This is a genomic window from Pseudomonas azotoformans, from assembly GCF_900103345.1.
Lineage (GTDB): Bacteria > Pseudomonadota > Gammaproteobacteria > Pseudomonadales > Pseudomonadaceae > Aquipseudomonas > Aquipseudomonas azotoformans.
The window spans coordinates 2,585,849-2,609,559 of the sequence record NZ_LT629702.1; the positions used below are offsets into that span (position 1 = coordinate 2,585,849).

Sequence of the window (23,711 nt, forward strand, 5' to 3'; positions counted from 1 at the left end):
TGGGACTTGTGTTGTTGACACTGGCCTCATCGGGGGCAAGCCCCCTCCCACACTTGAATGTGTTCGCAGCTCAAAATGTGGGAGGGGGCTTGCCCCCGATAGCGGCGAGCCTACCTACATCAATCGCGAAACAACCAAGGCTGACTCGCCCGGTGCTTGGCCTCAAACGCGGCAATCGCATCGCCGTCCTGCAGGGTCAGGCCGATATCGTCCAGGCCGTTGATCAGGCAGTGCTTGCGGAAGGCATCCACCTCAAAGTGGTACACCTTGCCATCGGGACGGGTCACGGTCTGCGCGGCCAGGTCGACGGTCAGTTGGTAGCCCTCTTCGGCCTCAACCTGCTTGAACAACTCGTCCACTTCAGCATCGCTCAAGATGATCGGCAGCAAGCCGTTCTTGAAGCTGTTGTTGAAGAAGATGTCGGCATAGCTCGGCGCGATGATGCTGCGAAAGCCATACTCTTCCAGGGCCCACGGCGCGTGTTCACGGCTGGAACCGCAACCGAAGTTTTCCCGGGCCAGCAAGACGCTGGCGCCCTGATAACGCTCGGCATTGAGCACGAAGTCCTTGTTCAGCGGGCGCTTGGAGTTGTCCTGGTAGGCGTAGCCCACGTCCAGGTAGCGCCACTCGTCGAACAGGTTGGGGCCGAAGCCGGTGCGCTTGATCGACTTCAAGAACTGCTTGGGGATGATCTGGTCTGTGTCGACGTTGGCGCGATCCAGAGGGGCGACAAGGCCGGTGTGTTGAGTAAAAGCACGCATCGGGTATTCCTCAGATCAATTCGCGAACGTCGATGAAACGACCGTTGACGGCAGCGGCGGCGGCCATGGCCGGGCTGACCAGGTGGGTACGCCCACCGGCGCCCTGGCGCCCTTCGAAGTTACGGTTGGAAGTGGACGCGCAATGCTCACCCGACTCCAAACGGTCCGGGTTCATCGCCAGGCACATCGAGCAGCCTGGCTCACGCCATTCAAAACCGGCTTCGAGGAAGATCTTGTCCAGGCCTTCGGCTTCAGCCTGCGCCTTGACCAGGCCCGAGCCCGGCACCACGATGGCTTGCTTGATGGTCGAGGCAACTTTGCGGCCCTTGGCGATCACTGCCGCGGCGCGCAGGTCTTCGATCCGCGAGTTGGTGCAGGAACCGATGAACACGCGATCCAACTGAATGTCGGTAATCGCCTGGTTGGCCTTCAAGCCCATGTACTTCAAGGCACGCTCAATGGAGCCGCGCTTGACCAGGTCGGCTTCCCGGGCCGGGTCGGGCACGTTCTGGTCGACGGCCAGGACCATCTCCGGCGAAGTGCCCCAACTGACCTGCGGCTTGATCTGGGCAGCGTCCAACTCGACCACGGTGTCGAACATCGCATCGGCGTCGGAGACCAGGTCTTTCCAGGCCTCGACAGCGGCGTCCCAGTCCTTGCCTTGTGGGGCAAATGGACGGCCCTTGACGTATTCAACGGTCTTTTCGTCCGCCGCCACCATGCCCACGCGGGCACCGGCTTCGATGGACATGTTGCAGATGGTCATGCGGCCTTCGATGGACAGGTCGCGAATCGCGCTGCCGGCAAACTCGATGGCATGGCCGTTACCGCCGGCGGTGCCGATCTTGCCGATCACGGCGAGCACGATGTCCTTGGCGGTCACGCCGAACGGCAACTGGCCTTCGACTTTAACCAACATGTTCTTCATCTTCTTGGCGACCAGGCACTGGGTGGCGAACACATGCTCCACCTCGGAGGTGCCGATGCCGTGGGCCAGGGCGCCGAACGCACCGTGGGTGGAGGTGTGGGAGTCGCCGCAGACCACGGTCATGCCCGGCAAGGTAGCGCCCTGCTCCGGGCCGATCACGTGCACGATGCCTTGACGCACGTCATTCATCTTGAATTCAGTGATGCCATATTCGTCGCAGTAGTCGTCGAGGGTCTGCACCTGCAAACGCGACACCTGGTCGGCAATGGCTTCGATGCCGCCCTTGCGCTCAGGCGTGGTCGGTACGTTGTGGTCCGGGGTGGCGATGATGGAGTCGACGCGCCAAGGCTTGCGCCCGGCCAGCCGCAGGCCTTCGAACGCTTGGGGCGAGGTCACTTCATGGATGATGTGACGGTCGATATAGATCAGCGACGAGCCATCGTCGCGCCGTTTCACTTCATGGGAATCCCAAAGCTTGTCGTAAAGCGTTTTGCCGGCCATCAGTCGGTCCTCATCAGCGGTATTTCTCTATGCCGGGCTTTTCAATAACCCTTTGGCTTGTGAGGCTGATGGTATGGCGCTACATTAAATAACTCAAATTCATATTTTTTATGCTTTGGATTACCAACTGGAATACATGAATGGACCTGGCCAACCTCAATGCCTTTATCGCCATCGCCGAGACCGGCAGCTTCTCCGGTGCCGGTGAACGCCTGCACCTGACCCAGCCAGCCATCAGCAAGCGCATTGCCGGCCTGGAGCAACAATTGAAAGTGCGTTTGTTCGACCGCCTGGGCCGTGAAGTCGGCCTGACTGAGGCCGGACGGGCCTTGCTGCCACGCGCCTATCAGATCCTCAACGTGCTGGACGACACGCGCCGCGCCCTCACCAACCTCACCGGCGAAGTCAGCGGGCGCCTGACCCTGGCCACCAGCCACCATATCGGCCTGCATCGTTTGCCGCCGGTGCTGCGCGCATTCACCCGGGAATACCCGAATGTGGCACTGGATATTCAGTTCCTCGATTCGGAAGTGGCCTACGAAGAAATCCTCCACGGCCGCGCCGAAGTGGCGGTGATCACCCTGGCACCCGATCCCCACCATCTGGTGCGTGCCACTCCGGTGTGGGACGACCCGCTGGACTTCGTGGTGGCGCCGGAGCACAGCCTGATCAGCAACGGCCACGTGAACCTGGCCGACATTGCCGGCCACCCGGCGGTGTTCCCCGGCGGCAACACCTTCACCCACCATATTGTCAGCCGGCTGTTCGAGGCCCAGGGCCTCACGCCAAATATCGCGATGAGCACTAACTACCTGGAAACGATCAAGATGATGGTATCGATCGGCCTGGCCTGGAGCGTCCTGCCGCGCACCATGCTCGATGATCAGGTGGCAAGTATCGCTTTGCCGGGCATACAACTCAGTCGCCAGCTAGGCTATATCGTGCACACCGAAAGGACGCTGTCGAATGCTGCGCGGGCTTTCATGAGCCTATTGGATGCACAGGTCGATCTGCCAGGGATACCGGCATGAAACCGTGCGGCCTCCAGGTCTGAACTGAACCGCGCCTTACGCCCATCGAGCCAAGGCCCTTTGATAATGCGCAACCCCGTCGACTCCTTGCCACCCCTGCCCCGCATTTACGCCCTGGACCCCCAAGAGGCGGAACAAAGCTGGGACAGCGCCCCGCAACTGCTGGCCGCGCTCAATGCCGCCCGGCTGGGCGCCTGGTGCTGGGAAATCGACACCGGCAGGATAAGCTGGTCGCGGGGCACCCAGGCGCTGTTCGGCTTTGACCCGCGCCAACCGCTACCCAAGGACCTGGACTATCTGGACCTGCTCGCGCCACAGGATCGCGCCCGCGTGGTGCGGGCCTTTCACGCGGTATTGGCCGGCGAGCCGTTCGAACAGGCGATGCATCACCATATCCAGTGGCCGGACGGCACCCACCACTGGCTGGAAATCAATGGCAGCCTGGCACCTGACAAAGCCGGGCGGCGGCGCATGATCGGGGTGATCCGCGAGACCACCCGCCAGCGCGAACGGGAGCACGCCCTCAGCCACTCGGAAAAACGCTTCGCCACGCTGTTTCACCTGTGCCCCAACATGGTCTTGCTGACTCGCCAGTCCGACGGACTGATCAGTGAGGCCAACCAGTATTTCGAGATGCTTTTCGGCTGGCCGGTCGCCGATGCCATCGGCCGCACCACCCTGGACCTGGGCCTGTGGCGCCATCCGGAACAGCGTGCGCAACTGGTCAAGGCGACCCAGCGCAAGGGCCTGCCCATCACCATGGAGGTGCAGTTCTGCGCCAGCAACGGCCAGATCCACGACGGCACCCTCAGCGCACAAAAGGTGGAATTGGACGGCGAGGCTTACCTGCTCAGTACCTTTCTGGACACCACCGAGCGCAAAATAGCCGAGCAGGCCCTCAAGGACAGCCAGGAACGCCTCGACCTGGCCCTGGATTCAGCGCAACTGGGTACCTGGGACTGGCACATCCCCACCGGCATGCTCTATGGCTCGGCCCGCGCCGCCCAATTGCATGGCCTGCCGCCGGAGCCGTTCCACGAGTCCTTTGACGCCTTCTTCGATGGCATGCCCAATGACGAGCGCGAGAGCATGCGCAACGCCTACCGCACCCTGCGCGAAGGCCCGGCCGGCAATTATCAGCTGACGTATCGCGTGCCCATGGAAGACGGCAGCTCACGCTACCTCGAAAGCCGCGCCCGCCTGTACCGTGATGAGCACGGCGCGCCGCTGCGCATGGCCGGCACGTTGCTGGACATCACCGACCAGGTGGAACGCGAACAACGCCTGACCGCCTCCGAGGAAAAATTCGCCAGCCTGTTCCAGGCCAGCCCGGACCCGATCTGCGTCACCTGCCTGGAGGGCGGCGCGTTTATCGAAATCAACCCCGCGTTTACCCAGACCTTTGGCTGGACGGCCGCCGAGGTCATCGACAAAAGCGCCGAGCAGATTGGCCTATGGGACGAGTCGAGCAAGCGCCTGCAGCGTATCGAGCGGATGATCCGCGAGCAGGCATTGAACAATGTGGCGATCGTGGTGCATCACAAGAACGGCCAGACCCTGACATGCGTCATCTCCAGCCGCTTGATCAAGGTGGGTGACCAGCCGTGCATCGTCACCACGCTGCGCGATATCACCCAGCAGCAGCGCTCGGAAGCGGCGCTCAAGGCCAGCGAAGAGAAATTCGCCAAGGCCTTCCATTCCAGCCCCGACGCCATTTCCATCACTGAGCGCGACACCGGCCGCTATGTGGAGGTCAACGACGGCTTCTGCCGCCTGACCGGCTATCGCGCCGAGGAAGCCATCGGCTTGACCCTGTATCAGATCGGCATCTGGGCCGATGAAAACCAGCGCGCCGCGCTGCTGGCCGAGTTGCAGATCAAGGGCCGCATTCATCATCTGGAAATGCTCTGGCACAACAAGCGCGGCGAGTTGCTGGCGGTGGAAGTCTCGGTGGAGCCCATCACCCTGAATGAAACCCCGTGCCTGTTGCTGACCGCCCGCGACGTGAGCCTGCTGAAAAACGCCCAGGCGCAGATCCGCCACCTGGCCTATCACGACCCGTTGACCAACCTGCCCAACCGCGCCCTGCTGATGGACCGCCTGAGCCAGCAGATCGCCCTGCTCAAGCGGCATAATCTGCGCGGCGCGCTGCTGTTTCTTGACCTCGACCACTTCAAGCACATCAACGACTCCCTCGGCCACCCGGTGGGCGACACCGTGTTGAGGATTGTCACTGCACGCCTGGAAGCCAGCGTGCGCATGGAAGACACCGTGGCGCGCCTGGGAGGCGATGAGTTCGTGGTGCTGCTCAGTGGCCTGGAGGGATCGCGCATGGAAGTCAGCGCCCAAGTGCAGGAGCTGGCCGATACCCTGCGTGAACTGCTCTCGGAGCCGATGTTCCTGGACGGTCATCGACTGCAGGTCACGCCAAGTATCGGCGTAGCACTGATTCCCGATCATGGTTCAACGCCAGCGGATCTGCTCAAACGTGCCGACATCGCTCTGTATCGCGCCAAGGATTCGGGGCGCAACACCACGCAGATGTTTCACAACAGCATGCAAAAAACCGCCAGTGAACGCCTGCGCATGGAAACAGACTTGCGCCTGGCCTTGTCACGTGGCGAATTCAGTGTGCATTACCAACCCCAGGTGGACGCACGGGGCAACAAGATCGTCGGCGCCGAGGCCCTGGTGCGCTGGCAACACCCCCAACTGGGTGCGCAGTCACCTTCCGAGTTCATCAAGGTGCTGGAAGACAGCGGCCTGATCCTTGAGGTGGGCACCTGGATCCTGGATGAAGCCTGCGCGGCCTTTCAACAACTGATCCACGAAGGCTTGGTAGACCCACTGAATTTCAGCCTGTGCGTGAACATCAGCCCCCGGCAGTTTCGCCAGAACGACTTCGTGGAGCGGGTGGAGCGCAGCCTCAAGCAACATCAGTTGCCATTCAGCCTTTTGAAACTGGAGATCACCGAAGGCATCGTGATCCAGAACCTGGACGACACCATCAGCAAAATGCGCCGCCTGAAAAAACTCGGCGTGAGCTTTGCGATGGATGACTTCGGTACTGGCTATTCATCGCTCACTTATCTCAAGCGCCTGCCGGTGGATGCACTGAAGATCGACCAATCCTTTGTGCGCGACGCGACCCATGACCCCAACGACGCTGAAATCATCCGTGCAATTGTGGCAATGGCCCGCAGCCTGAACCTGGAAGTGATCGCCGAAGGCGTGGAGACCCCGGAGCAACTGGCGTTCCTGCAAAAACTGGGCTGCCATCTGTTCCAGGGTTATTTGCATAGCCGCCCCTTGCCGATCGAGGGGTTCCGGCAACTGCTGAGGTAGCCCTCACACCAGCTTCAATGCCCACATTGTTCTATCGGACCACCCCGATGACGTCAAGCCGAGCTTTTGGCCGTAGTTGTCCACCGAACCGCTGACTGCCAACACCGAATGCATATTGTCAGCGAGCGTGCCAATGGCGCCTTTGGCCAACTCTTGCGCAGTGCTCTGCCGCACGTGGGCAATCAACCCCAATCTGCGCAACGCCTGGCCTGGCGCTTCTCCGTCATTCAACGAGTGCATGGCGTCCTCAAAACTGCGACCAGCACGCATGTCGTTGTTTTCCAGTTGCGCACGCTTGGCGCTCACGGCGTATAAAAAGTTGGCGTCGTCCTTGAGCGCCTGGTCAGAACCGTCCAGGTTTGACCCCTGCTCGGCCTTGCGCCGCTCTTCATGACTCAGAAACAGCTTGAAGCCATCGCGCATGATCACCTCAAAACCGCCCGATACAGCGCTGATGTTTTTGTAAATACCCGCAGGATTCTGACCAAACTTCATCATCGCGGCCTTGATCGCCGATATCGTGACGCAATTGCCCTCGGCACCTTGATAAAAGCCGCTCCATATATTTCTGGGTTTCATGCCCACCGGCATCTGTGAAACAACCGTGTTATTGCGATTGGCCGAAGCCTTCTCGAGCGGGGTTTTGTCGTTGAACAAGCGGTAGCCGTAGCCTCGGTCAACACGGCGCCTTTCGGTGTAGTCGTGCCTGACGCCATCAAGGACAAACGCACTGCCTCGGGTATGTGTCTCAAGCACACCTGCCACCCCATCCCCGACCATCTGATGAGTCGGAACATATTGCGACAGTCCGTACAAGCCCATGCCCCGCAGGCACCGCAGGGTCGTCTCACCCTGCAAGGTATCAGCCAAGGCGCCGTCGAAAGTGTGATAGCCGCCCATAACCTGCTTGCGTTTGACATAGGCGGTGAGCGCGACGTTGGCGCTGTCGACGGCACCGCTGTCCGCACCGGTGAAGCGGGAGGCGCGCCTTGTCTGTTCGAGTTCATGCTGGGAAATCACCACCTTGAACTCGTCTTTCATGGTGATGGCGTACCCCCCGGCAACCGGCACGAATTGGGCAAACATGTCTTTCGGGCTTGACCCAAAGGTTGCCATCATCATCTTGATGACCGCCGCATGGGTGCTGGTATCAAAATTCTCGCCAAAATGACGCCGAGAAGCTTCAAAGCCGACCCCCTTTGTGGTCGGCTTGGCAACCGCCTGTCCCGTAGCGTGGGTAACGTGCCTGTAGTCCGGTGAACGCCCCCAGCCGACAGGAGGAGCAAAGACAGCAAAGGTCATAAACCCTCCGAAACCAAATTGAATAAGTGAAAAAACGCTGCCCCCAACCAGCCCTCCCCAATCGCACCTGTGATTGGGGAGGCTGGATCCCTCATCAAGCTTTTAAGACGAGCCGGCTGACATCAAGACTCGTCTGCACCTCAGGCCCTTACCCCTTCCAATCGGGGATTCATGACCCTGCGAGGGGCGGTGGGGGTTTTCACTTCTACAGTTGGCTCTGCATCAACCTTGTCCGAAGGTTGTGGCCCTGGAGTGGCCGGCGTCTGTACCTTCGGCTCAGTCTCGACCTTTACCTCGACCTTTTGCTCCGGGGTCGGTGGCACCTGTACCTCTGGCTCAGCCTCGACCTTTACCTCGACCTTGCGCTCCGGGGTCGGTGGCACCTGTACCTCTGGCTCAGCCTCGACCTTTACCTCGACCTTTTGCTCCGGGGTCGGTGGCACCTGTACCTCTGGCTCAGCCTCGACCTTTACCTCGACCTTTTGCTCCGGGGTCGGTGGCACCTGTACCTCTGGCTCAACCTCGACCTTGTGCTCTGGGGTGGGCGGCATCTGGACCTTCGGCTCTGCACCGACTGCTACCTCAGCCTGTTGCTCCCCGTTCGACTCGCCATTCACCTTGGGTTCAGTACCGACTCTAGCCTCTGCCTTCAACTGAGAAATGGTCTTTACTTCCGCCTCCGGCTGCTTACCCAGCGCCGCATGCGTCGACTGCCTCGGGGTAATGTCACGGATTGTTACTGGTTGGTTCTCCCCCCACCCCTCCGAACTAATCCGCACGTTGACACCAGCCTCCACACGTACCCTGAACTGCTTACCTTCCTCAGCTGTAACGCTCACTTGCGTACTGCCATCTGGCATAACCTGCACCTGGGCATCACCACCCGACGTCCCCACCTGCGCGTCACTGCCAACATCCCTTTGAACGCTCTTTCCGACAGTCTGCGCAGACGAACTATTGCTAAAACCAGTGATTTTCATCTGCGCGCTGCCACTCGCGTCGGCCTTGACATTACCGTCCTTGCCCACAGTGACTGTCGCCACTTTATTATCGCCTGGGGCTTTAACTTGCACAGCGCCGTCAGCATCAACATTGACCTTGGCGTCCTTACCCGCAGTGACTGTCATCGATTTATTATTATCGCCAGCAGTCTTCACTTGCATGGAGGTGTCAGCACCGATGCTTACATCACCGTCCTTGCCCACCGTGACTGTCGCCGCTTTATTATCGCCTGGGACTTTAACTTGCACGGCACCGTCAGCATCAACATTGACCTTGGCGTCCTTACCCGCAGTGACTGTCGTCGACTTATTATTATCGCCAGCAGTCTTCAATTGCGTGGAGCCATTTGCATTGATATTCACACCCACAATGCCGCCGGAAACCCGGTCATCTTTCTTTACAGCAGGTGACGGCTTCCCTTTGGAATTCAACCCGCCCTCCACAGACACTTCAATACCACTCTCCGCCTTTGCTGCATGCGGTACTACCGTCGCGGCGTTAGAACTGAATGACCTGCCGGACAACAGGCTGCGCATGGCCTTGAAGACCAGATCAAACATCTCGAATAATTTTTCCAGCGCATCAGAGTTAACGGAAATCTCCTTTGCCCCCATCACAGTTTTATTAACCTCTCGTGCAGCCCCTTTAATACCGAGATCCGTAGCGAGCGTGCTAACGCGTTCAACATCTTTCACAAGACCGGTAGAACTTTGGCCACCCAACTGGAGTTCCGGAACAAAAACTTTAGGCGTGCCAAGCGATACATTGGACATCTTGTAACCTCATGATTAGTTATGTGCTGCCTCGAAGCATTTAGAAACCCGGACAGCAATTAATATAAAACTGGAAACAATCACATCTCGCAGTCCCTATTTTCGTGGACTAAAACGCGATCAAGTTCCAATAATCCGACTTCACATAAGGCAAACAAAATTGAAAATCAGATTTTAGCCCATGACTATTTGAGGAAACGCTCTAAACCCACTGCGCCAGCGAACGCCGCATGGACAAACACGGTAACAACCAAGCCTAAATCGAAAATAATGAAACCATTAACCCCCAACAAAACCCAACACTTATGTTAGTTGCGCACGGGCCCGTATCAGAAAACAATCAAATTGCGTTCTTCCTGAAAAATTAAAATACCAATCAAATAACTGCATACATTCAACCGCCCTATTCAACATCAGTAAACATGAGTCCGCCCTCTTCAGCCCCCGGAGCATTCACTTAAACACAGTACAAAAAAAGGGCGCCAAGGGCGCCCATTCATCAATGCTTTTGTAAACTTATTAAATATAAACGCTATTTTTCAGCACCGTCACTCACTGCGTGTCTACCGGCACCATACCGAGCAAACGGCTCACTTGTGCCAGCTCGGTTTCCCGGCGCATGGCCGTAAACAGCTCCACCGCTTCCGGATAGTTGCGCGTCAGCATCGCCAGCCATTGCTTCAAACGACCTGGTGCCTGACGCTCGGTCAGTTGCGCCACCGACTGGGTCCAGAAGTCCTGGAGCATGGGCTGCATCTGCGCCCAGGTCATTTCAACCACCTCCTCACCCGCCCGCGCCGCAGCGATCTGCCGCGCCAGGTCCGGGCGCGCCACCAGGCCACGGCCCAGCATGATGTCTTCGGCACCGCTGATTTCGCGGCAACGCTTCCAGTCTTCGACGCTCCAGATATCGCCATTGGCGAACACCGGCACCTTGACCACATCCTGCACCCGCGGGATCCATTCCCAGTGCGCGGGCGGCTTGTAGCCATCCGTTTTGGTACGCGCATGCACCACGATATGCGCCGCGCCGCCTTCGGCCAGGGCCGTGGCGCAGACCAGGGCGCCGTCCGGGCTGTCGAAACCCAGGCGCATCTTGGCAGTCACCGGGATGTGCGCCGGCACAGCACGGCGTACGTGCTCGACGATCTGGTTGAGCAGCTCCGGCTCCTTGAGCAGTACCGCACCGCCACGGGACTTGTTGACGGTCTTGGCCGGGCAACCGAAGTTGAGGTCGATGACCTGGGAACCGAGCTCACAGGCCAGGGCGGCGTTTTCCGCCAGGCACACCGGGTCGGAGCCGAGCAACTGCACGCGCAGCGGCACACCGGCAGCGGTGTGGGCACCGTGCAGCAGTTCCGGAGCGAGCTTATGGAAATACGCAGGGGTGAGCAGGCGGTCGTTGACGCGGATGAACTCGGTCACGCACCAGTCGATACCGCCGACACGGGTCAGCACGTCCCGCAGGATGTTGTCGACCAACCCCTCCATGGGCGCCAAAGCAATTTGCATGGAAAACACTCAACAAAAATCGTGGCGCAGTTTACTGGGTTTCCCACAGCAACCGTTAACCCCCTGTCAGGGCGGGGCCATAACCGTCGAGGAATTCAGCCGGCATGCGCTTGGGCTTGCCGGTGGACAGCTCAATGCAGACGAAGGTGGTTTGTGCACGCAACAGGGTCGCGCCGTCACGGGGGCGGACCAGTTGGAAGCGCCGGGTCATTTTCAGGCGCTGGTCCCAGTCGACGATCCAGGTGGCCAGTTGCAGCTCATCGCCTTCATAGCCAGCGGCCAGGTAATCGATCTCATGGCGCACCACGGCCATGGCGCGATCCAGGCGGCGATATTCGCTCAGGTCCAGGCCCAGGCGCTGGGAGTGGCGCCAGGCGCAGCGCTCCAGCCAGGACACGTATACCGCGTTATTGGCGTGCCCCAGGCCGTCGATATCTTCAGGAGCAACCTGCAGATCGATGATAAACGGCGTTGCCAAATCCCAGCCCATATCTTGCTCCCTATCGATTAATGTCGGCGGGGAGAGTGTATCAGGCGCTTTGCCGCTCCTGTAAACGAGCACCGGCCAGCAACGCCAGCACACCATCGATCACGCGCGGATCGGCCAAGACTTTCTGGTGACCGCCCTGCTCCAGCCGCAACAGGCGACTGTCGAACCAGGCTTCGTGAATGGCCTGGGAGGCTTTGACCGGAACGAAGGTATCGTCTTCGGCGTGCACGATCAGGCCGGGAATATTCATCTGGTAGTGGGCCACATCCAGATGCTTGAGCGGCATTCCGAAGGTCTGCTCGACCTCCTGGATAAATGCTGAACGTGCCCGCGCCGGCAAACCAACCATCTTGGTAAAACCACGCAGCACATCCAGAAAGCGCGACGGCGCGGCGATACTCACCAACGCCTCGGTGCGCAGCCCCAACTGCACCGCCAGCATCGCACTGGCGCCGCCCATGGAGTGGCCGATCACGGCGTGCAGCGGCGGCAACTCGGCGGCAGCTTCGAGCATGGCGCGGGCAAACAGCAGCACATGGGCTTCACGCCCCGGCGAACGGCCATGGGCAGGACCATCAAGGGCAATCACCGAGTAGCCGTTATCGACCAATGCGGTGATCAGGCTGGCAAATTGGGTGGGGCGCCCTTCCCAACCGTGCATCAACAGCACCGCCGGCCCCTGGCCCCAGCGCAACGCGGACAAGCCGAAACGCAGGGTGATGCGCTCCGATTGCGCCAGTAGCGGCAGTTCCCAGTCACGTGGCGGCAGGTCGCGGGGCGTCATGAAGGCGCGACGCATGCGATTGGCGACCGTTTGTGGTGCCAGGTGCCCCAGCGTGCCGTTGAAACGACGAATCCAGGTAAGCGTGCCCATCATGCTGCCCTCTTCTAGCGCACAGCCGACTTGGCGGCGCGCAACACACGGTCAGACAACTCGCCCGGTCCCAAGGCGCGGGCCAGGGCCAGGCCACCGATCATCAGCGCCATGTCAGCCAGGGCCTTGTCGGTGTCCTCGGGGCTGGCGGCCAACTGCGCGGCCATCAGCTCACAGTGCTCATTCAGCGCCTGGCGGAACTCATCCGGCAGGCGGCTCATCTCGCCGACAGTGGCCGGGATCGGACAGGCCTGGGCGGTGGAGTCACGGTGCTTGCGCGACAGGTAGAACGCCGCCACCAGGCTTCTGCGCTCCTCTCCGGTCAGCTGTGAGTCCATGTCATCAATCGACGCACGACGCTTGGCCAGCAACTGAGTGAAGGCCTCCAGCATCAATGCATCCTTGCTTTCGAAGTGCGCATAGAAACCACCGACCGTCAGCCCCGCCGCACCCATCACTTCACCCACACTCGGTTCGGCCGGGCCACGCTGGATCAGCGCGGCGCTGGCGGCCTGCAAAATGCGTTCGCGGGTTTGCGCTTTTTTATCGCTCATCATTGCCTCCGATGTTCATGGGTTGAATATTATTACCATAATAATATTTGGCAAGCGACAGCCATGACCGCTGGTCAGAAGAAAAAGTAGGGAAGGAAAAAGAATTGGCCAAACGCCAGACAAACAAAAGGGCCATTCAATAATTGAATGACCCTTAAAAATCCCGCAGAGCGGGTAATCGTGGCGTCCCCTAGGGGACTCGAACCCCTGTTACCGCCGTGAAAGGGCGGTGTCCTAGGCCACTAGACGAAGGGGACACAAACCTTCTGTACACTGATCAGGCTGAGACTGATCGATCCAAGGACGGTGTGGCCGGAACCTTGGAACTGTAAATTGGTGGAGCTAAACGGGATCGAACCGTTGACCTCTTGCATGCCATGCAAGCGCTCTCCCAGCTGAGCTATAGCCCCGGATTTTTCGTCTCGCGACGCAGCAGGCCTTGCGAACTGCTTGTTGAAACTGGCGTCCCCTAGGGGACTCGAACCCCTGTTACCGCCGTGAAAGGGCGGTGTCCTAGGCCACTAGACGAAGGGGACAAAACCTTCTGTACATCTGATCAGCGCTGAGAGCTGATCGATTCAAGGACGGTGTGGCCAGACCTTGAACCTGTAAATTGGTGGAGCTAAACGGGATCGAACCGTTGACCTCTTGCATGCCATGCAAGCGCTCTCCCAGCTGAGCTATAGCCCCTCATCGGTGAGGACGGGGCGAATCTTAATGGCGGTTTGGAAGTGTGTCAAATTTATTTTCAACAATTTCCAAAATTTTTTGCCGGGATAACAATCACTTACCGGCGAAACCCCGAAAAACCGGGGTTTCGCCGTTTCAACCGCTTGCTCAGGCGATGGCGCCCAGCAGCTTTTCCCACTCTTTGTTTTCTTTCTTCGATACACCACCAAGCAAATCAAGGGCTTGGCGCAGACGGAAACGGGTCAGGTCCGGGCCCAGGATTTCCATCGCATCAAGCACCGACACCGAACTGGCCTGCCCGGTGATCGCGGCAAACATCAACGGCATGGCGTCGCGTAGCTTCAATTCGAGGGACTCCACCACCGCCTGGATCGTCGCAGTGATCGCATCCTTCTCCCACTGGCGCAGGCTTTCCAGCTTCCACAGGATCAACTGCATCAACTGGCGAACCTGGTCGCCCGACAGCTTCTTGGATTCAAACAGCTTGGCATCCGGGTTCACGCCACCGGCAAAGAAGAAGCTGGCCAACGGTGCGACCTGGCTGAAGGTCTCCACCCTGCCCTGCACCAGCGGCGCAATCTTCATCATGTACTCTGGGTTCAACGCCCACTGCTGCACACGGCTGGCGAACTCTTCCACCGGCAGATCACGCAGCCACTGACCGTTGAGCCACGACAGCTTCTCGATGTCGAAAATCGGCCCGCCCAGCGACACACGGGACAGGTCGAAGTTGTCGACCATTTCCTGCAGCGAGAACTTTTCGCGCTCGTCCGGCATCGACCAGCCCATGCGGCCCAGGTAGTTGAGCATCGCTTCCGGCATGAAGCCCATGCGCTCGTAGAAGGTCACCGAGGTCGGGTTCTTGCGCTTGGACAGCTTGCTCTTGTCCGGGTTACGCAGCAGCGGCATGTAGCACAGCTGCGGTTGTTCCCAGCCGAAGTACTCGTAGAGCAGGATCAGCTTGGGCGCCGACGGCAGCCATTCTTCGCCGCGCAATACGTGAGTGATGCCCATCAGGTGGTCGTCGACCACGTTGGCCAGGAAGTACGTCGGCAAGCCGTCGGTCTTCATCAGCACCTGCATGTCCATGCGGTCCCACGGGATCTCGACGTCACCGCGCAGCATGTCCGGCACCACGCACACGCCTTCGCTCGGCACTTTCATGCGGATTACGTGAGGCTCGCCGGCAGCCAGGCGACGGGCCACTTCTTCTTTCGACAGCAGCAGCGCACGGCCATCGTAACGCGGGGTTTCGCCGCGGGCCTGTTGCTCGGCGCGCATCTGGTCCAGTTCTTCGGCGGTGCAGAAGCACGGGAACGCATGGCCCATGTCGACCAGCTGCTGGGTGTACTGCTTGTAGATGTCGCTGCGCTCACTCTGGCGATACGGGCCGTGCGGGCCGCCGACATCCGGGCCTTCCGCCCAGGTAATGCCCAGCCAGCGCAAAGCATCGAAAATCTGCTGTTCCGACTCGCGGGTGGAGCGCAGTTGGTCGGTGTCTTCGATCCGCAGGATGAACTCACCGCCGTGCTGCTTGGCAAAGCAGTAGTTGAACAAGGCGATGTAAGCAGTGCCGACGTGGGGATCCCCAGTAGGCGATGGCGCGATGCGCGTGCGGACGGTGGTCATGGCAGGTCTCGAATGGGCGATAAAACTGAAAATTGAAACAAGGGGCGAATGGTAACAGCCTGGGGGATTTCTGGAAAACCGAGGCGCAGCCATCGGGGGCAAGCCCCCTCCCACATTTGACGGTGTTCACATATCGACTGTGGGAGGGGGCTTGCCCCCGATGAGGCCGGTAAAACCACCGCAAATCAGACGGCCAGCAAGCGCTCACGCAACTTGCCGATCTCATCCCGCGTCTGCGCCGCCGCTTCGAACTCCAGATCCCGCGCCAGCTGGTACATCTTCTCTTCCAGTTGCCGGATGCGCTTGGTGATCTCACTCGGCGAGCGCAGTTCGTTCTCGTACTTGGCGCTTTCTTCGGCGGCCTTGGCCATGCCCTTGCGCTTCTTGCTGCGCGAGCCCGGCACGGTGGCGCCTTCCATTATATCGGCAACGTCCTTGAACACGCCCTTGGGCGTGATGCCATTTTCCAGGTTGAACGCGATCTGCTTGTCGCGCCGACGCTGGGTCTCGCCAATCGCCCGCTCCATGGAACCGGTGATGCGGTCGGCGTACAGGATCGCCCGGCCATTGAGGTTACGCGCGGCACGACCGATGGTCTGGATCAGCGAGCGCTCGGAACGCAAGAAGCCTTCTTTGTCGGCATCGAGGATCGCCACCAGCGACACCTCCGGCATGTCCAAACCTTCACGCAGCAGGTTGATCCCCACCAGCACATCGAAGGTGCCCAGGCGCAGGTCGCGGATGATCTCCACGCGCTCCACGGTGTCGATGTCCGAGTGCAGGTAGCGCACGCGCACGCCGTGGTCGGCCAGGTAGTCGGTCAAGTCTTCGGACATGCGCTTGGTCAGCGTGGTGACCAGCACCCGTTCTTCCAGCGCGACGCGCTTGGTGATTTCCGAAAGCAAGTCGTCGACCTGGGTCAACGCCGGGCGGATTTCGATTTCCGGGTCGACCAGGCCGGTCGGGCGCACCAGTTGTTCGATCACACGGCCCGCATGCTCGGCCTCGTAGTTACCGGGCGTGGCGGACACAAAAATAGTCTGCGGGCTGATGGCTTCCCACTCATCAAAGCGCATCGGCCGGTTATCCAGCGCCGACGGCAGGCGGAAACCGTACTCCACCAAGGTCTCTTTGCGCGACCGGTCTCCCTTATACATCGCGCCGACCTGCGGCACGCTGACGTGGGATTCGTCGATCACCAGCAGCGCATCCGGCGGCAGGTAATCGTAGAGGGTCGGCGGCGGCGCACCGGACTCGCGGCCCGACAGGTAGCGCGAGTAGTTTTCGATACCGTTGCAGTAGCCCAGCTCCAGGATCATCTCCAGGTCAAAGCGGGTGCGCTGCTCCAAACGCTGGGCTTCGACCAGTTTGTTGTTGGAACGCAGGTACTCCAGGCGCTCGGCCAGCTCGACCTTAATGCCCTCGATGGCGCCCATCAGGGTTTCACGCGGGGTCACGTAGTGGCTTTTCGGATAGAAGGTGAAGCGCGGCAGCTTGCGGATCACCTCGCCGGTCAACGGGTCGAAGGCCGACAGGCTCTCGACTTCATCATCGAACAGCTCGATGCGGATCGCTTCCAGGTCGGATTCGGCCGGGTAGATGTCGATCACGTCGCCGCGCACCCGGAAGGTCGCGCGGGCGAAGTCCATGTCGTTGCGGGTGTATTGCAGGCTGGCCAGGCGGCGCAGCAGTTCACGCTGATCGAGTTTGTCGCCGCGATCGACGTGCAGCACCATCTTCAAATAGGTTTCCGGGCTGCCCAGGCCGTAGATGCACGACACCGTGGTGACGATGATCGCGTCCTTGCGCTCCAACAGCGCCTTGGTCGCCGACAGCCGCATCTGCTCGATGTGGTCGTTGATCGACGCATCCTTCTCGATAAAGGTGTCGGAGGACGGCACATAGGCTTCGGGCTGGTAGTAGTCGTAGTAGGAAACGAAGTACTCCACCGCGTTGTTCGGAAAGAACGCCTTGAACTCGCCGTAGAGCTGCGCGGCCAGGGTCTTGTTCGGCGCCAGCACCAGGGTGGGGCGGTTGATCTGCGCGATCACGTTGGCGATGCTGAAGGTCTTGCCCGAACCGGTCACCCCGAGCAGCGTCTGGTGCGCCAGGCCGGCTTCGATGCCTTCGACCATCTGGCGAATGGCTTCCGGCTGATCGCCAGCGGGTTCAAAACGGGTGACGAGTTGGAAATCCGACATAACGTACCTCGTGTAGTCACCCCAGACTCGAAACCGCCAGGGACGAAATAGCTCAGCAACCCGCGAATGATCATCGCAGGTTGCAGGAAAAAACCATGATAGCTGTAGAAGTGGTGCCGAATGTGACGGGTTTCAAGACCATCGTCCTACGTGCCGTGCCGGATCAATGTTGCAATAAGACTAACGGTCAGCAAATAAACCGAAAAACTTGGCCGAAAAGCCATTTCGGCTGTCGCCCTCGGCAGTGATGGCCTCTATACTAGCTCCCCGTTTGTGCACCGCTCTAGTGCATTCGGCTGGAGCGCGACACGTCCCTCCTACCCCCCATAGAGCTGCCGCAAAAATGAGCCTGTTCTCCGCTGTCGAAATGGCACCACGCGATCCTATCCTGGGCCTCAACGAAGCATTCAACGCCGATACACGAACCACCAAGGTCAACCTTGGCGTGGGCGTTTACTGCAACGAGGAGGGGAAGATTCCACTCTTGCGTGCCGTTGCCGAAGCGGAAGCCATTCGCGTGGCGCAACACGCCGCCCGTGGCTACCTGCCGATCGACGGCATCGCGGCCTACGACAAGGCCGTGCAAACCCTGCTGTTCGGCGCTGAATCGCCACTGCTCAGCGCTGGCCGCGTCACCACCGTACAAGCGGTCGGCGGCACTGGCGCGCTGAAGCTGGGGGCTGATTTCCTCAAGCAACTGCTGCCCAACGCCGTCGTCGCCATCAGCGACCCGAGCTGGGAAAACCACCGCGCCCTGTTCGAAACCGCCGGTTTCCCGGTGCAGAACTACCGCTACTACGACGCCGCCACCCACGACGTGAACCGTGCCGGCCTGCTCGAAGACCTCAACGCCCTGCCGCCGCAATCCATCGTGGTACTGCACGCCTGCTGCCACAACCCGACCGGCGTCGACCTGAGCCCGGCCGACTGGCAGAACGTGCTGGACGTGGTCAAGGCCAAGAACCTGGTGCCGTTCCTCGACATGGCCTACCAGGGCTTTGGCGACGGCATCCACGAAGACGCCGCAGCGGTGCGCCTGTTCGCTGAATCGGGCCTGACCTTCTTTGTGTCCAGCTCGTTCTCCAAGTCGTTCTCCCTGTACGGCGAACGGGTGGGCGCACTGTCCATCGTCGGCGAGTCCAAGGAAGAAAGCGCGCGCATCCTGTCCCAGGTCAAGCGTGTGATCCGCACCAACTACTCCAACCCGCCCACCCACGGCGCGGCGATTGTTGCCGCAGTGCTGAACAGCCCTGAGCTGCGCGCCCAGTGGGAAGCCGAACTGGCCGAAATGCGCCTGCGCATCCGTGGCATGCGTGAGCAGATGGTCGCCGAACTGGCCAAGGCCGCTCCAGGCCACGACTTCAGCTTCGTCGGCCGCCAGCGCGGGATGTTCTCCTACTCCGGCCTGACCGTTGAGCAAGTTACCCGCTTGCGCAGCGAATTCGGCATCTACGCACTGGATACCGGGCGTATCTGTGTGGCGGCGTTGAACCAGTCGAACATTGATGCAGTCACAAAGGCAATCGTTCAGGTGCTGTAAACCTGCAGTCGTTGCACCAGAAGGGGAAGCCGATGGCTTCCCCTTTTTCGTCTCCAGCCCCTAGACTGAACCTCGACCGCCCCTTTGCTGTGAGTACCTTATGAGAAACGATGACCTGGACCTGCGTGCCGACCGCGACGAACTCGACCACTTCACCCCGCGCGCGCCGCATGTAAAGCGCCAGAAGAGCCTGGTACTGCAAGTGGCACTCGGTGTGTTCCTCGGTGGCCTGGCACTGTGGCTGGTGCAGCTGGGCGCAACGGCACTGATGGCAAAACTGGCCATGGGCACCCTGCAATTTGGCGGCTGATACAGATCAAAATGTGGGAGGGGCGGTGCGACGATTCGACTTGCCCCCGATGGCGGTGGCTCAGACACAGATGTAGTGACTGGCACACTGCTATCGGGAGCAAGTCGAATCGTCGCACCGCCCCTCCCACATTTGATTGCGTTCCTCCAACAGCTTCACGAAGCTGTTCAGGCTCTGCGACACCGTCCCCCGCCGCCAGATCAGCCAGGTGTGCAGAACCCGGAAGTTATCCGTCAGCGGCCACACACTCACCGCCGCCGACCCCGGCATGCTCTCCAGCATGCTGCGGGGCATCAGCGCCAGCCCGGCGCCGGCACTGACGCAGGCGAGCATGCCGTGGTAGGACTCGATCTCGAAGATCTTGCCCGGCACCGCGCCGTCCTGTGAAAACCAGCGTTCAAAATGGTGTCGGTATGAGCAGTTGGAACGGAAGGTGTAGATGTTCTCGCCGTTCACATCCTGGCCGCGCTTGATCGGCGCATGATGCAGCGGCGCAATCACCACCATCTCCTCTTCAAACACCGCCACCCCTTCCAGCGTGGCATGCAGCACCGGCCCGTCGACAAACGCCGCCGCCAGGCGCCCCGACAACACCCCCTCGATCATCGTGCCCGACGGTCCGGTGCTCAGGTCCAGCTCGACCTTGGTGTGTTTCTGGTTGTACGCCGCGAGCAACGCCGGGATACGCACCGCTGCCGTGCTTTCCAGCGAACCGAGGGCAAACGCGCCCTGGGGCTCGTCCCCCGCCACCGTCGCACGGGCTTCCTGCACCAGGTCGAGGATGCGCCGCGCGTAGCCGAGGAAATTCCAGCCCGCCGGCGACAAGCGCAAGCGGCTTTTCTCACGAATAAACAGCTCCACGCCCAGGTCCTGCTCCAGTTGCTTGATACGCGTGGTCAGGTTCGACGGCACGCGGTGAATCAACTGCGCGGCGGCGCTGATGCTGCCTTGCTCGGCAACGGCCTTGAAGATTTCCAGCTGCACCAGGTCCAAGTCATTCTCCAATCGTGAATGTATTGCTTAATATTATTCAGTTCTCAGAAAAGAGCTAGCCCCGTAGGCTGAACCCAATCTCATCATTCAGCAGGACGGTGCCATGAACGCGACTACCCACGCCCTCTCGATCAACCCGGCCACCGGCGAGACAGTCGGCAGCTACCCGTATGAAACCGCGCAGCAACTGGACGCCGCCCTCGAGCGCGCCACCCTCGCCTTCCGCACCTGGCGACGCCAGCCGGTCAGCCAGCGCGCCGAGTTGCTGCTGAGCCTGGCCAGCGCCCTGCGCGAACAAGCCGAAGACATGGCGCAGATGATTACCCTGGAAATGGGCAAACCCATCGCCCAGGCCCGTGGCGAAATCGAAAAATGCGCGCAACTCAGCGAGTGGTACGCCGCCCACGGCCCGGCCATGCTCGCCCCGGAACCGACCCTGGTGGACAACGGCAGCGCCCAGATCGAATACCGCCCGCTGGGCCCGATCTTCGCGGTGATGCCGTGGAATTTCCCGGTGTGGCAAGTGCTGCGCGGCGCCGTGCCGACCATGCTGGCCGGCAACACCTACGTGCTCAAACACGCGCCGAATGTGATGGGCAGCGCTTACCTGATCCAACAGGCGTTCCGCACAGCCGGTTTCGCCGAAGGCCTGTTTGAAGTGGTCAACGTGACCAACGACGGTGTGTCCAAGGCCATCGCCGACCCACGCATCGCCGCCGTCACCCTCACCGGCAGCGTGCGCGCCGGGATCGCCATCGGCTCCCAGGCCGGCGCCGCGTTGAAAAAATGCGTGCTGGAACTGGGTGGCTCCGACCCGTTCATCGTGCTCAACGACGCCGACCTCGACGCCGCCGTGCAAGCCGCACTGATCGGCCGTTTCCAGAACAGCGGCCAGGTCTGTGCCGCCGCCAAGCGCCTGATCATCGAGGAAGGCGTGGTGGAAGCCTTCACCGCCAAATTCCTCGAAGCCAGCCGCGCAATGGTGATGGGCGACCCGACTTCAGCCGCCACCTACATCGGCCCGATGGCCCGCTTCGACCTGCGCGATGAGCTGCACGGTCAGGTCCAGGCCACCCTGGAAGAAGGTGCCACCCTGCTGCTGGGCGGCCATAAAGTACCCGGCGCCGGCAATTACTATGCGCCGACCGTACTGGCCAACGTCACCGACCAGATGACCTCGTTCAAACAGGAACTGTTCGGCCCCGTGGCCTCGATCATCACCGCCCGCGACGCCGACCATGCGGTGGCCCTGGCGAATGACAGCGAGTTCGGCCTTACCGCGAGCATCTTCACCAGCGACCCGGCGAAGGCGCGGGACATCGCCAATCAGCTGGAAACCGGCGGCATCTTCGTCAATGCCTTCAGCGTCTCCGACCCTCGGGTGGCGTTTGGCGGGATCAAGAAAAGCGGCTTCGGGCGTGAGTTGTCGCACTTCGGCGTCCGCGAGTTCTGCAATGCCCAGACCGTGTGGCTGGATCGCACATAAATCAGAGCAGCGCCAGACCCGGGGCAAGCCCTAATGCCAGTCAGTTAAGGAGGAACACTGTAACTGTGGCGAGCGGGCTCGCCCCGCGTTGGGCTGCGCAGCAGCCCCAATAAAAGCACTGCAGTGTGCCAGACAGCTCCGGGGCTATGTTTTGGGGCTGCTTCGCAGCCCAACGCGGGGCAAGCCCGCTCACCACAGGTGACTGGTTGCCCGTTCTGCCCCTTAACTGACCGGCATTAGGGCAAGCCCGCTCACCACAGGAATCTGGTCGACTGAAATTGTTTATGCACGAATATGCCGCCGCACACACTGCACCAACCCCTCCAGTGCCTGCGACTTCACCGGCGCGAGCACACAGACCGTGTGTTCGCGCTGGTCCTCCTTCACCGTCAGGGTGTAATGCACCTGGCCCGGGTTACCGGGCGCAGGCTCACTGCTTTGCGGCAGTTGAAAGAAGTCGCACGCCTCGACCAACTGCCGCAACTCCTGCTGGTCCTGCTCGGGCAGGCTGTCCAGCTCAACCGTACGCGGCTTGGCCAGGCCCGGAAAAAAAGCAGGCCCGCCGTTTTCCTTCAGCGAAATTTGCATGGCTGTTCCTCACGTCAGACCGAAATACCGACCGCCTTCCAGCCCTCCTTGACCGCCTTTTGCTCATCCTTGTTCGCGCCATAGAGTCGACCGGCAACATCGTAGGTAATGCGCGCAAAGCGCAAAAACCCCGAGTTCGGCCGCAACCGCGCATCGCGCAATGCGTCGTACCAGATGCGCCCGGCACGCTCCCAGGCAAATCCGCCGATGTTTGTCGCCACCTGGTAGAACGCACGGTTGGGAATGCCGGAGTTGATATGCACCCCGCCATTGTCCTCGTAGGTTTGCACAAAATCATCCATGTGGCCGGGCTGAGGGTCCTTGCCCAGCAGCTTGTCGTCAAACGCGGTGCCGGGGGCTTTCATCGAGCGCAGCGCGGTGCCTTTGATCTTCTTGGTGAACAACCCTTTGCCGATCAGCCAATCGGCGTCCTCGGCCTTTTGCTTCAACGCATACTGCTTGATCAACGAACCGAACACGTCCGACAGCGACTCGTTCAACGCACCGGACTGATTGAAATACATCAGCTTGGCCTCATCCTCAGTGACACCGTGGGCCAGTTCATGGCCAATCACGTCGAGGGCCACCGTGAAGCGGTTGAACAACTCGCCGTCCCCATCCCCGAACACCATCTGGGTCGAGTTCCAGAACGCATTGTTGTAGTTCTGGCCAAAGTGCACGGTAGCGTCCAGGGCCATGCCAGCATCGTCGATGGAGTTGCGGTCGAAGACCTGATCGAAAAAGTCGAAGGTGGCACCCAGCCCATCATAGGCCTCGTCCACCGCCGCGTCGCCACTGACGGGCTGGCCTTCGCCACGGATCAGTTTGCCCGGCAGGCTGTCGCTACCCTCGGCGCTGTAGATCGAGCGCCGTTTGTCGGCGCCCATGGCCAGCGCCAGGTGCGCCGGCCCTTTGGCAGGCACCGCGACCATACGCAGCGAGCGGAACGTGCTGTCCTTGGCGCGGGTACGCAGCGCGATATCCCGTTGCGCTTTGTCACCGTTGCGCGCGATCTGGTCGAGCATATACGGCGGGATCAGGCAGAAAATCGGGTTACGGTGATGGCGATCACACATTGGCTGGCTCCTTGTTGGCGTGTGCTGAACGTCCGGGTGACCGTTTGAGGATAGCCCCCAGGGGTTGGTGCGCATGATCAATTGTCATTAACCTATGTTGCAGTCGTGTTTATCCAAGGAGGACT

General features: G+C 60.5%; 18 protein-coding genes and 4 tRNA genes. 5 read left to right on the forward strand and 17 right to left on the reverse strand.

Annotation, left to right across the window (positions count from 1 at the left end; all coding sequences use genetic code 11):
• Positions 1-119: 119 nt before the first annotated feature.
• The gene (gene leuD / locus BLR69_RS11340) at positions 120-761 is read right to left on the reverse strand and encodes a 3-isopropylmalate dehydratase small subunit (protein WP_064055144.1); all 642 of its coding nucleotides are present in this window, start codon (positions 759-761) and stop codon (positions 120-122) included.
• Between the two features lie 10 nt (positions 762-771).
• A complete protein-coding gene (gene leuC / locus BLR69_RS11345; RefSeq protein ID WP_071492891.1) occupies positions 772-2,190 on the reverse strand; it encodes a 3-isopropylmalate dehydratase large subunit in 1,419 nt (472 codons plus the stop codon).
• A gap of 140 nt (positions 2,191-2,330) precedes the next feature.
• Between leuC and BLR69_RS11350 the strand changes: the two genes are divergently transcribed.
• Together BLR69_RS11350 and BLR69_RS11355 are read left to right on the forward strand one after the other, a co-directional pair.
• Positions 2,331-3,221 carry a LysR family transcriptional regulator gene (locus BLR69_RS11350; protein ID WP_071492890.1) on the forward strand — a complete coding sequence of 297 codons (891 nt, stop codon included), beginning with the start codon at positions 2,331-2,333 and terminating at the stop codon, positions 3,219-3,221.
• Between the two features lie 66 nt (positions 3,222-3,287).
• On the forward strand, positions 3,288-6,566 hold the full coding sequence (locus BLR69_RS11355) for an EAL domain-containing protein (RefSeq protein WP_071492889.1): 3,279 nt from the start codon (positions 3,288-3,290) through the stop codon (positions 6,564-6,566).
• A gap of 3 nt (positions 6,567-6,569) precedes the next feature.
• Here the strand turns inward: BLR69_RS11355 and BLR69_RS11360 are convergent, their stop codons facing one another.
• From BLR69_RS11360 to uvrB, 12 genes are all read right to left on the reverse strand, one after another.
• On the reverse strand, positions 6,570-7,868 hold the full coding sequence (locus BLR69_RS11360) for a hypothetical protein (protein ID WP_071492888.1): 1,299 nt from the start codon (positions 7,866-7,868) through the stop codon (positions 6,570-6,572).
• Positions 7,869-8,008: 140 nt separating this feature from the next.
• Positions 8,009-9,643, reverse strand: a complete 1,635-nt coding sequence (locus BLR69_RS11365) for a hypothetical protein (protein WP_071492887.1) — start codon at positions 9,641-9,643, stop codon at positions 8,009-8,011.
• A 552-nt stretch (positions 9,644-10,195) separates the two neighbouring features.
• Positions 10,196-11,155, reverse strand: coding sequence for a tRNA dihydrouridine synthase (locus tag BLR69_RS11370; RefSeq protein WP_071492886.1), 960 nt, complete (start codon positions 11,153-11,155; stop codon positions 10,196-10,198).
• 55 nt (positions 11,156-11,210) lie between these two features.
• On the reverse strand, positions 11,211-11,645 hold the full coding sequence (locus BLR69_RS11375) for an acyl-CoA thioesterase (protein WP_071492885.1): 435 nt from the start codon (positions 11,643-11,645) through the stop codon (positions 11,211-11,213).
• A 40-nt stretch (positions 11,646-11,685) separates the two neighbouring features.
• Positions 11,686-12,519, reverse strand: a complete 834-nt coding sequence (locus BLR69_RS11380; RefSeq protein ID WP_071492957.1) for an alpha/beta hydrolase — start codon at positions 12,517-12,519, stop codon at positions 11,686-11,688.
• A 14-nt stretch (positions 12,520-12,533) separates the two neighbouring features.
• A complete protein-coding gene (locus BLR69_RS11385) occupies positions 12,534-13,073 on the reverse strand; it encodes a TetR/AcrR family transcriptional regulator (RefSeq protein ID WP_058426896.1) in 540 nt (179 codons plus the stop codon).
• 181 nt (positions 13,074-13,254) lie between these two features.
• Positions 13,255-13,330: transfer RNA gene (locus tag BLR69_RS11390), tRNA-Glu, on the reverse strand.
• Between the two features lie 77 nt (positions 13,331-13,407).
• Positions 13,408-13,483: transfer RNA gene (locus BLR69_RS11395), tRNA-Ala, on the reverse strand.
• A 50-nt stretch (positions 13,484-13,533) separates the two neighbouring features.
• Positions 13,534-13,609 (reverse strand) — tRNA-Glu (locus BLR69_RS11400).
• A 78-nt stretch (positions 13,610-13,687) separates the two neighbouring features.
• Positions 13,688-13,763: transfer RNA gene (locus tag BLR69_RS11405), tRNA-Ala, on the reverse strand.
• A gap of 147 nt (positions 13,764-13,910) precedes the next feature.
• Complete coding sequence (gene gltX, locus BLR69_RS11410) at positions 13,911-15,392, reverse strand: glutamate--tRNA ligase (RefSeq protein ID WP_058427800.1); 1,482 nt, start codon at positions 15,390-15,392, stop codon at positions 13,911-13,913.
• 185 nt (positions 15,393-15,577) lie between these two features.
• A complete protein-coding gene (gene uvrB, locus BLR69_RS11415) occupies positions 15,578-17,593 on the reverse strand; it encodes an excinuclease ABC subunit UvrB (protein WP_028617131.1) in 2,016 nt (671 codons plus the stop codon).
• A 343-nt stretch (positions 17,594-17,936) separates the two neighbouring features.
• Between uvrB and BLR69_RS11420 the strand changes: the two genes are divergently transcribed.
• On the forward strand, positions 17,937-19,133 hold the full coding sequence (locus tag BLR69_RS11420; protein WP_071492884.1) for an amino acid aminotransferase: 1,197 nt from the start codon (positions 17,937-17,939) through the stop codon (positions 19,131-19,133).
• A gap of 100 nt (positions 19,134-19,233) precedes the next feature.
• Positions 19,234-19,443, forward strand: coding sequence for a hypothetical protein (locus BLR69_RS11425; RefSeq protein ID WP_071492883.1), 210 nt, complete (start codon positions 19,234-19,236; stop codon positions 19,441-19,443).
• Between the two features lie 90 nt (positions 19,444-19,533).
• On the opposite strand, the gene ptrR is transcribed toward BLR69_RS11425, so the two are convergent.
• On the reverse strand, positions 19,534-20,436 hold the full coding sequence (gene ptrR / locus BLR69_RS11430; protein ID WP_071492882.1) for a putrescine utilization regulator PtrR: 903 nt from the start codon (positions 20,434-20,436) through the stop codon (positions 19,534-19,536).
• A gap of 103 nt (positions 20,437-20,539) precedes the next feature.
• Here ptrR and BLR69_RS11435 point away from each other — a divergent pair, with 103 nt between their 5' ends.
• A complete protein-coding gene (locus BLR69_RS11435; protein WP_071492881.1) occupies positions 20,540-21,922 on the forward strand; it encodes an aldehyde dehydrogenase family protein in 1,383 nt (460 codons plus the stop codon).
• 282 nt (positions 21,923-22,204) lie between these two features.
• Here BLR69_RS11435 and BLR69_RS11440 read toward each other — a convergent pair whose 3' ends face one another.
• Together BLR69_RS11440 and BLR69_RS11445 are read right to left on the reverse strand one after the other, a co-directional pair.
• On the reverse strand, positions 22,205-22,510 hold the full coding sequence (locus BLR69_RS11440; protein WP_071490119.1) for a protealysin inhibitor emfourin: 306 nt from the start codon (positions 22,508-22,510) through the stop codon (positions 22,205-22,207).
• A 14-nt stretch (positions 22,511-22,524) separates the two neighbouring features.
• A complete protein-coding gene (locus BLR69_RS11445; RefSeq protein WP_071492880.1) occupies positions 22,525-23,586 on the reverse strand; it encodes a M4 family metallopeptidase in 1,062 nt (353 codons plus the stop codon).
• Positions 23,587-23,711: the final 125 nt, after the last annotated feature.

What these genes read in the sequence shown, in the direction of transcription:
- BLR69_RS11360 (WP_071492888.1), bottom strand. Translation starts at nt 7,868, where the DNA reads ATGACCTTTGCTGTCTTTGCTCCTCCTGTCGGCTGGGGGCGTTCACCG.
- BLR69_RS11425 (WP_071492883.1), top strand. Translation starts at nt 19,234, where the DNA reads ATGAGAAACGATGACCTGGACCTGCGTGCCGACCGCGACGAACTCGAC.
- BLR69_RS11375 (WP_071492885.1), bottom strand. Translation starts at nt 11,645, where the DNA reads ATGGGCTGGGATTTGGCAACGCCGTTTATCATCGATCTGCAGGTTGCT.
- BLR69_RS11435 (WP_071492881.1), top strand. Translation starts at nt 20,540, where the DNA reads ATGAACGCGACTACCCACGCCCTCTCGATCAACCCGGCCACCGGCGAG.
- BLR69_RS11385 (WP_058426896.1), bottom strand. Translation starts at nt 13,073, where the DNA reads ATGAGCGATAAAAAAGCGCAAACCCGCGAACGCATTTTGCAGGCCGCC.
- BLR69_RS11440 (WP_071490119.1), bottom strand. Translation starts at nt 22,510, where the DNA reads ATGCAAATTTCGCTGAAGGAAAACGGCGGGCCTGCTTTTTTTCCGGGC.
- BLR69_RS11370 (WP_071492886.1), bottom strand. Translation starts at nt 11,155, where the DNA reads ATGCAAATTGCTTTGGCGCCCATGGAGGGGTTGGTCGACAACATCCTG.
- BLR69_RS11365 (WP_071492887.1), bottom strand. Translation starts at nt 9,643, where the DNA reads ATGTCCAATGTATCGCTTGGCACGCCTAAAGTTTTTGTTCCGGAACTC.
- gltX (WP_058427800.1), bottom strand. Translation starts at nt 15,392, where the DNA reads ATGACCACCGTCCGCACGCGCATCGCGCCATCGCCTACTGGGGATCCC.
- BLR69_RS11420 (WP_071492884.1), top strand. Translation starts at nt 17,937, where the DNA reads ATGAGCCTGTTCTCCGCTGTCGAAATGGCACCACGCGATCCTATCCTG.
- BLR69_RS11350 (WP_071492890.1), top strand. Translation starts at nt 2,331, where the DNA reads ATGGACCTGGCCAACCTCAATGCCTTTATCGCCATCGCCGAGACCGGC.
- leuC (WP_071492891.1), bottom strand. Translation starts at nt 2,190, where the DNA reads ATGGCCGGCAAAACGCTTTACGACAAGCTTTGGGATTCCCATGAAGTG.
- leuD (WP_064055144.1), bottom strand. Translation starts at nt 761, where the DNA reads ATGCGTGCTTTTACTCAACACACCGGCCTTGTCGCCCCTCTGGATCGC.
- BLR69_RS11445 (WP_071492880.1), bottom strand. Translation starts at nt 23,586, where the DNA reads ATGTGTGATCGCCATCACCGTAACCCGATTTTCTGCCTGATCCCGCCG.
- uvrB (WP_028617131.1), bottom strand. Translation starts at nt 17,593, where the DNA reads ATGTCGGATTTCCAACTCGTCACCCGTTTTGAACCCGCTGGCGATCAG.
- BLR69_RS11355 (WP_071492889.1), top strand. Translation starts at nt 3,288, where the DNA reads ATGCGCAACCCCGTCGACTCCTTGCCACCCCTGCCCCGCATTTACGCC.
- BLR69_RS11380 (WP_071492957.1), bottom strand. Translation starts at nt 12,519, where the DNA reads ATGGGCACGCTTACCTGGATTCGTCGTTTCAACGGCACGCTGGGGCAC.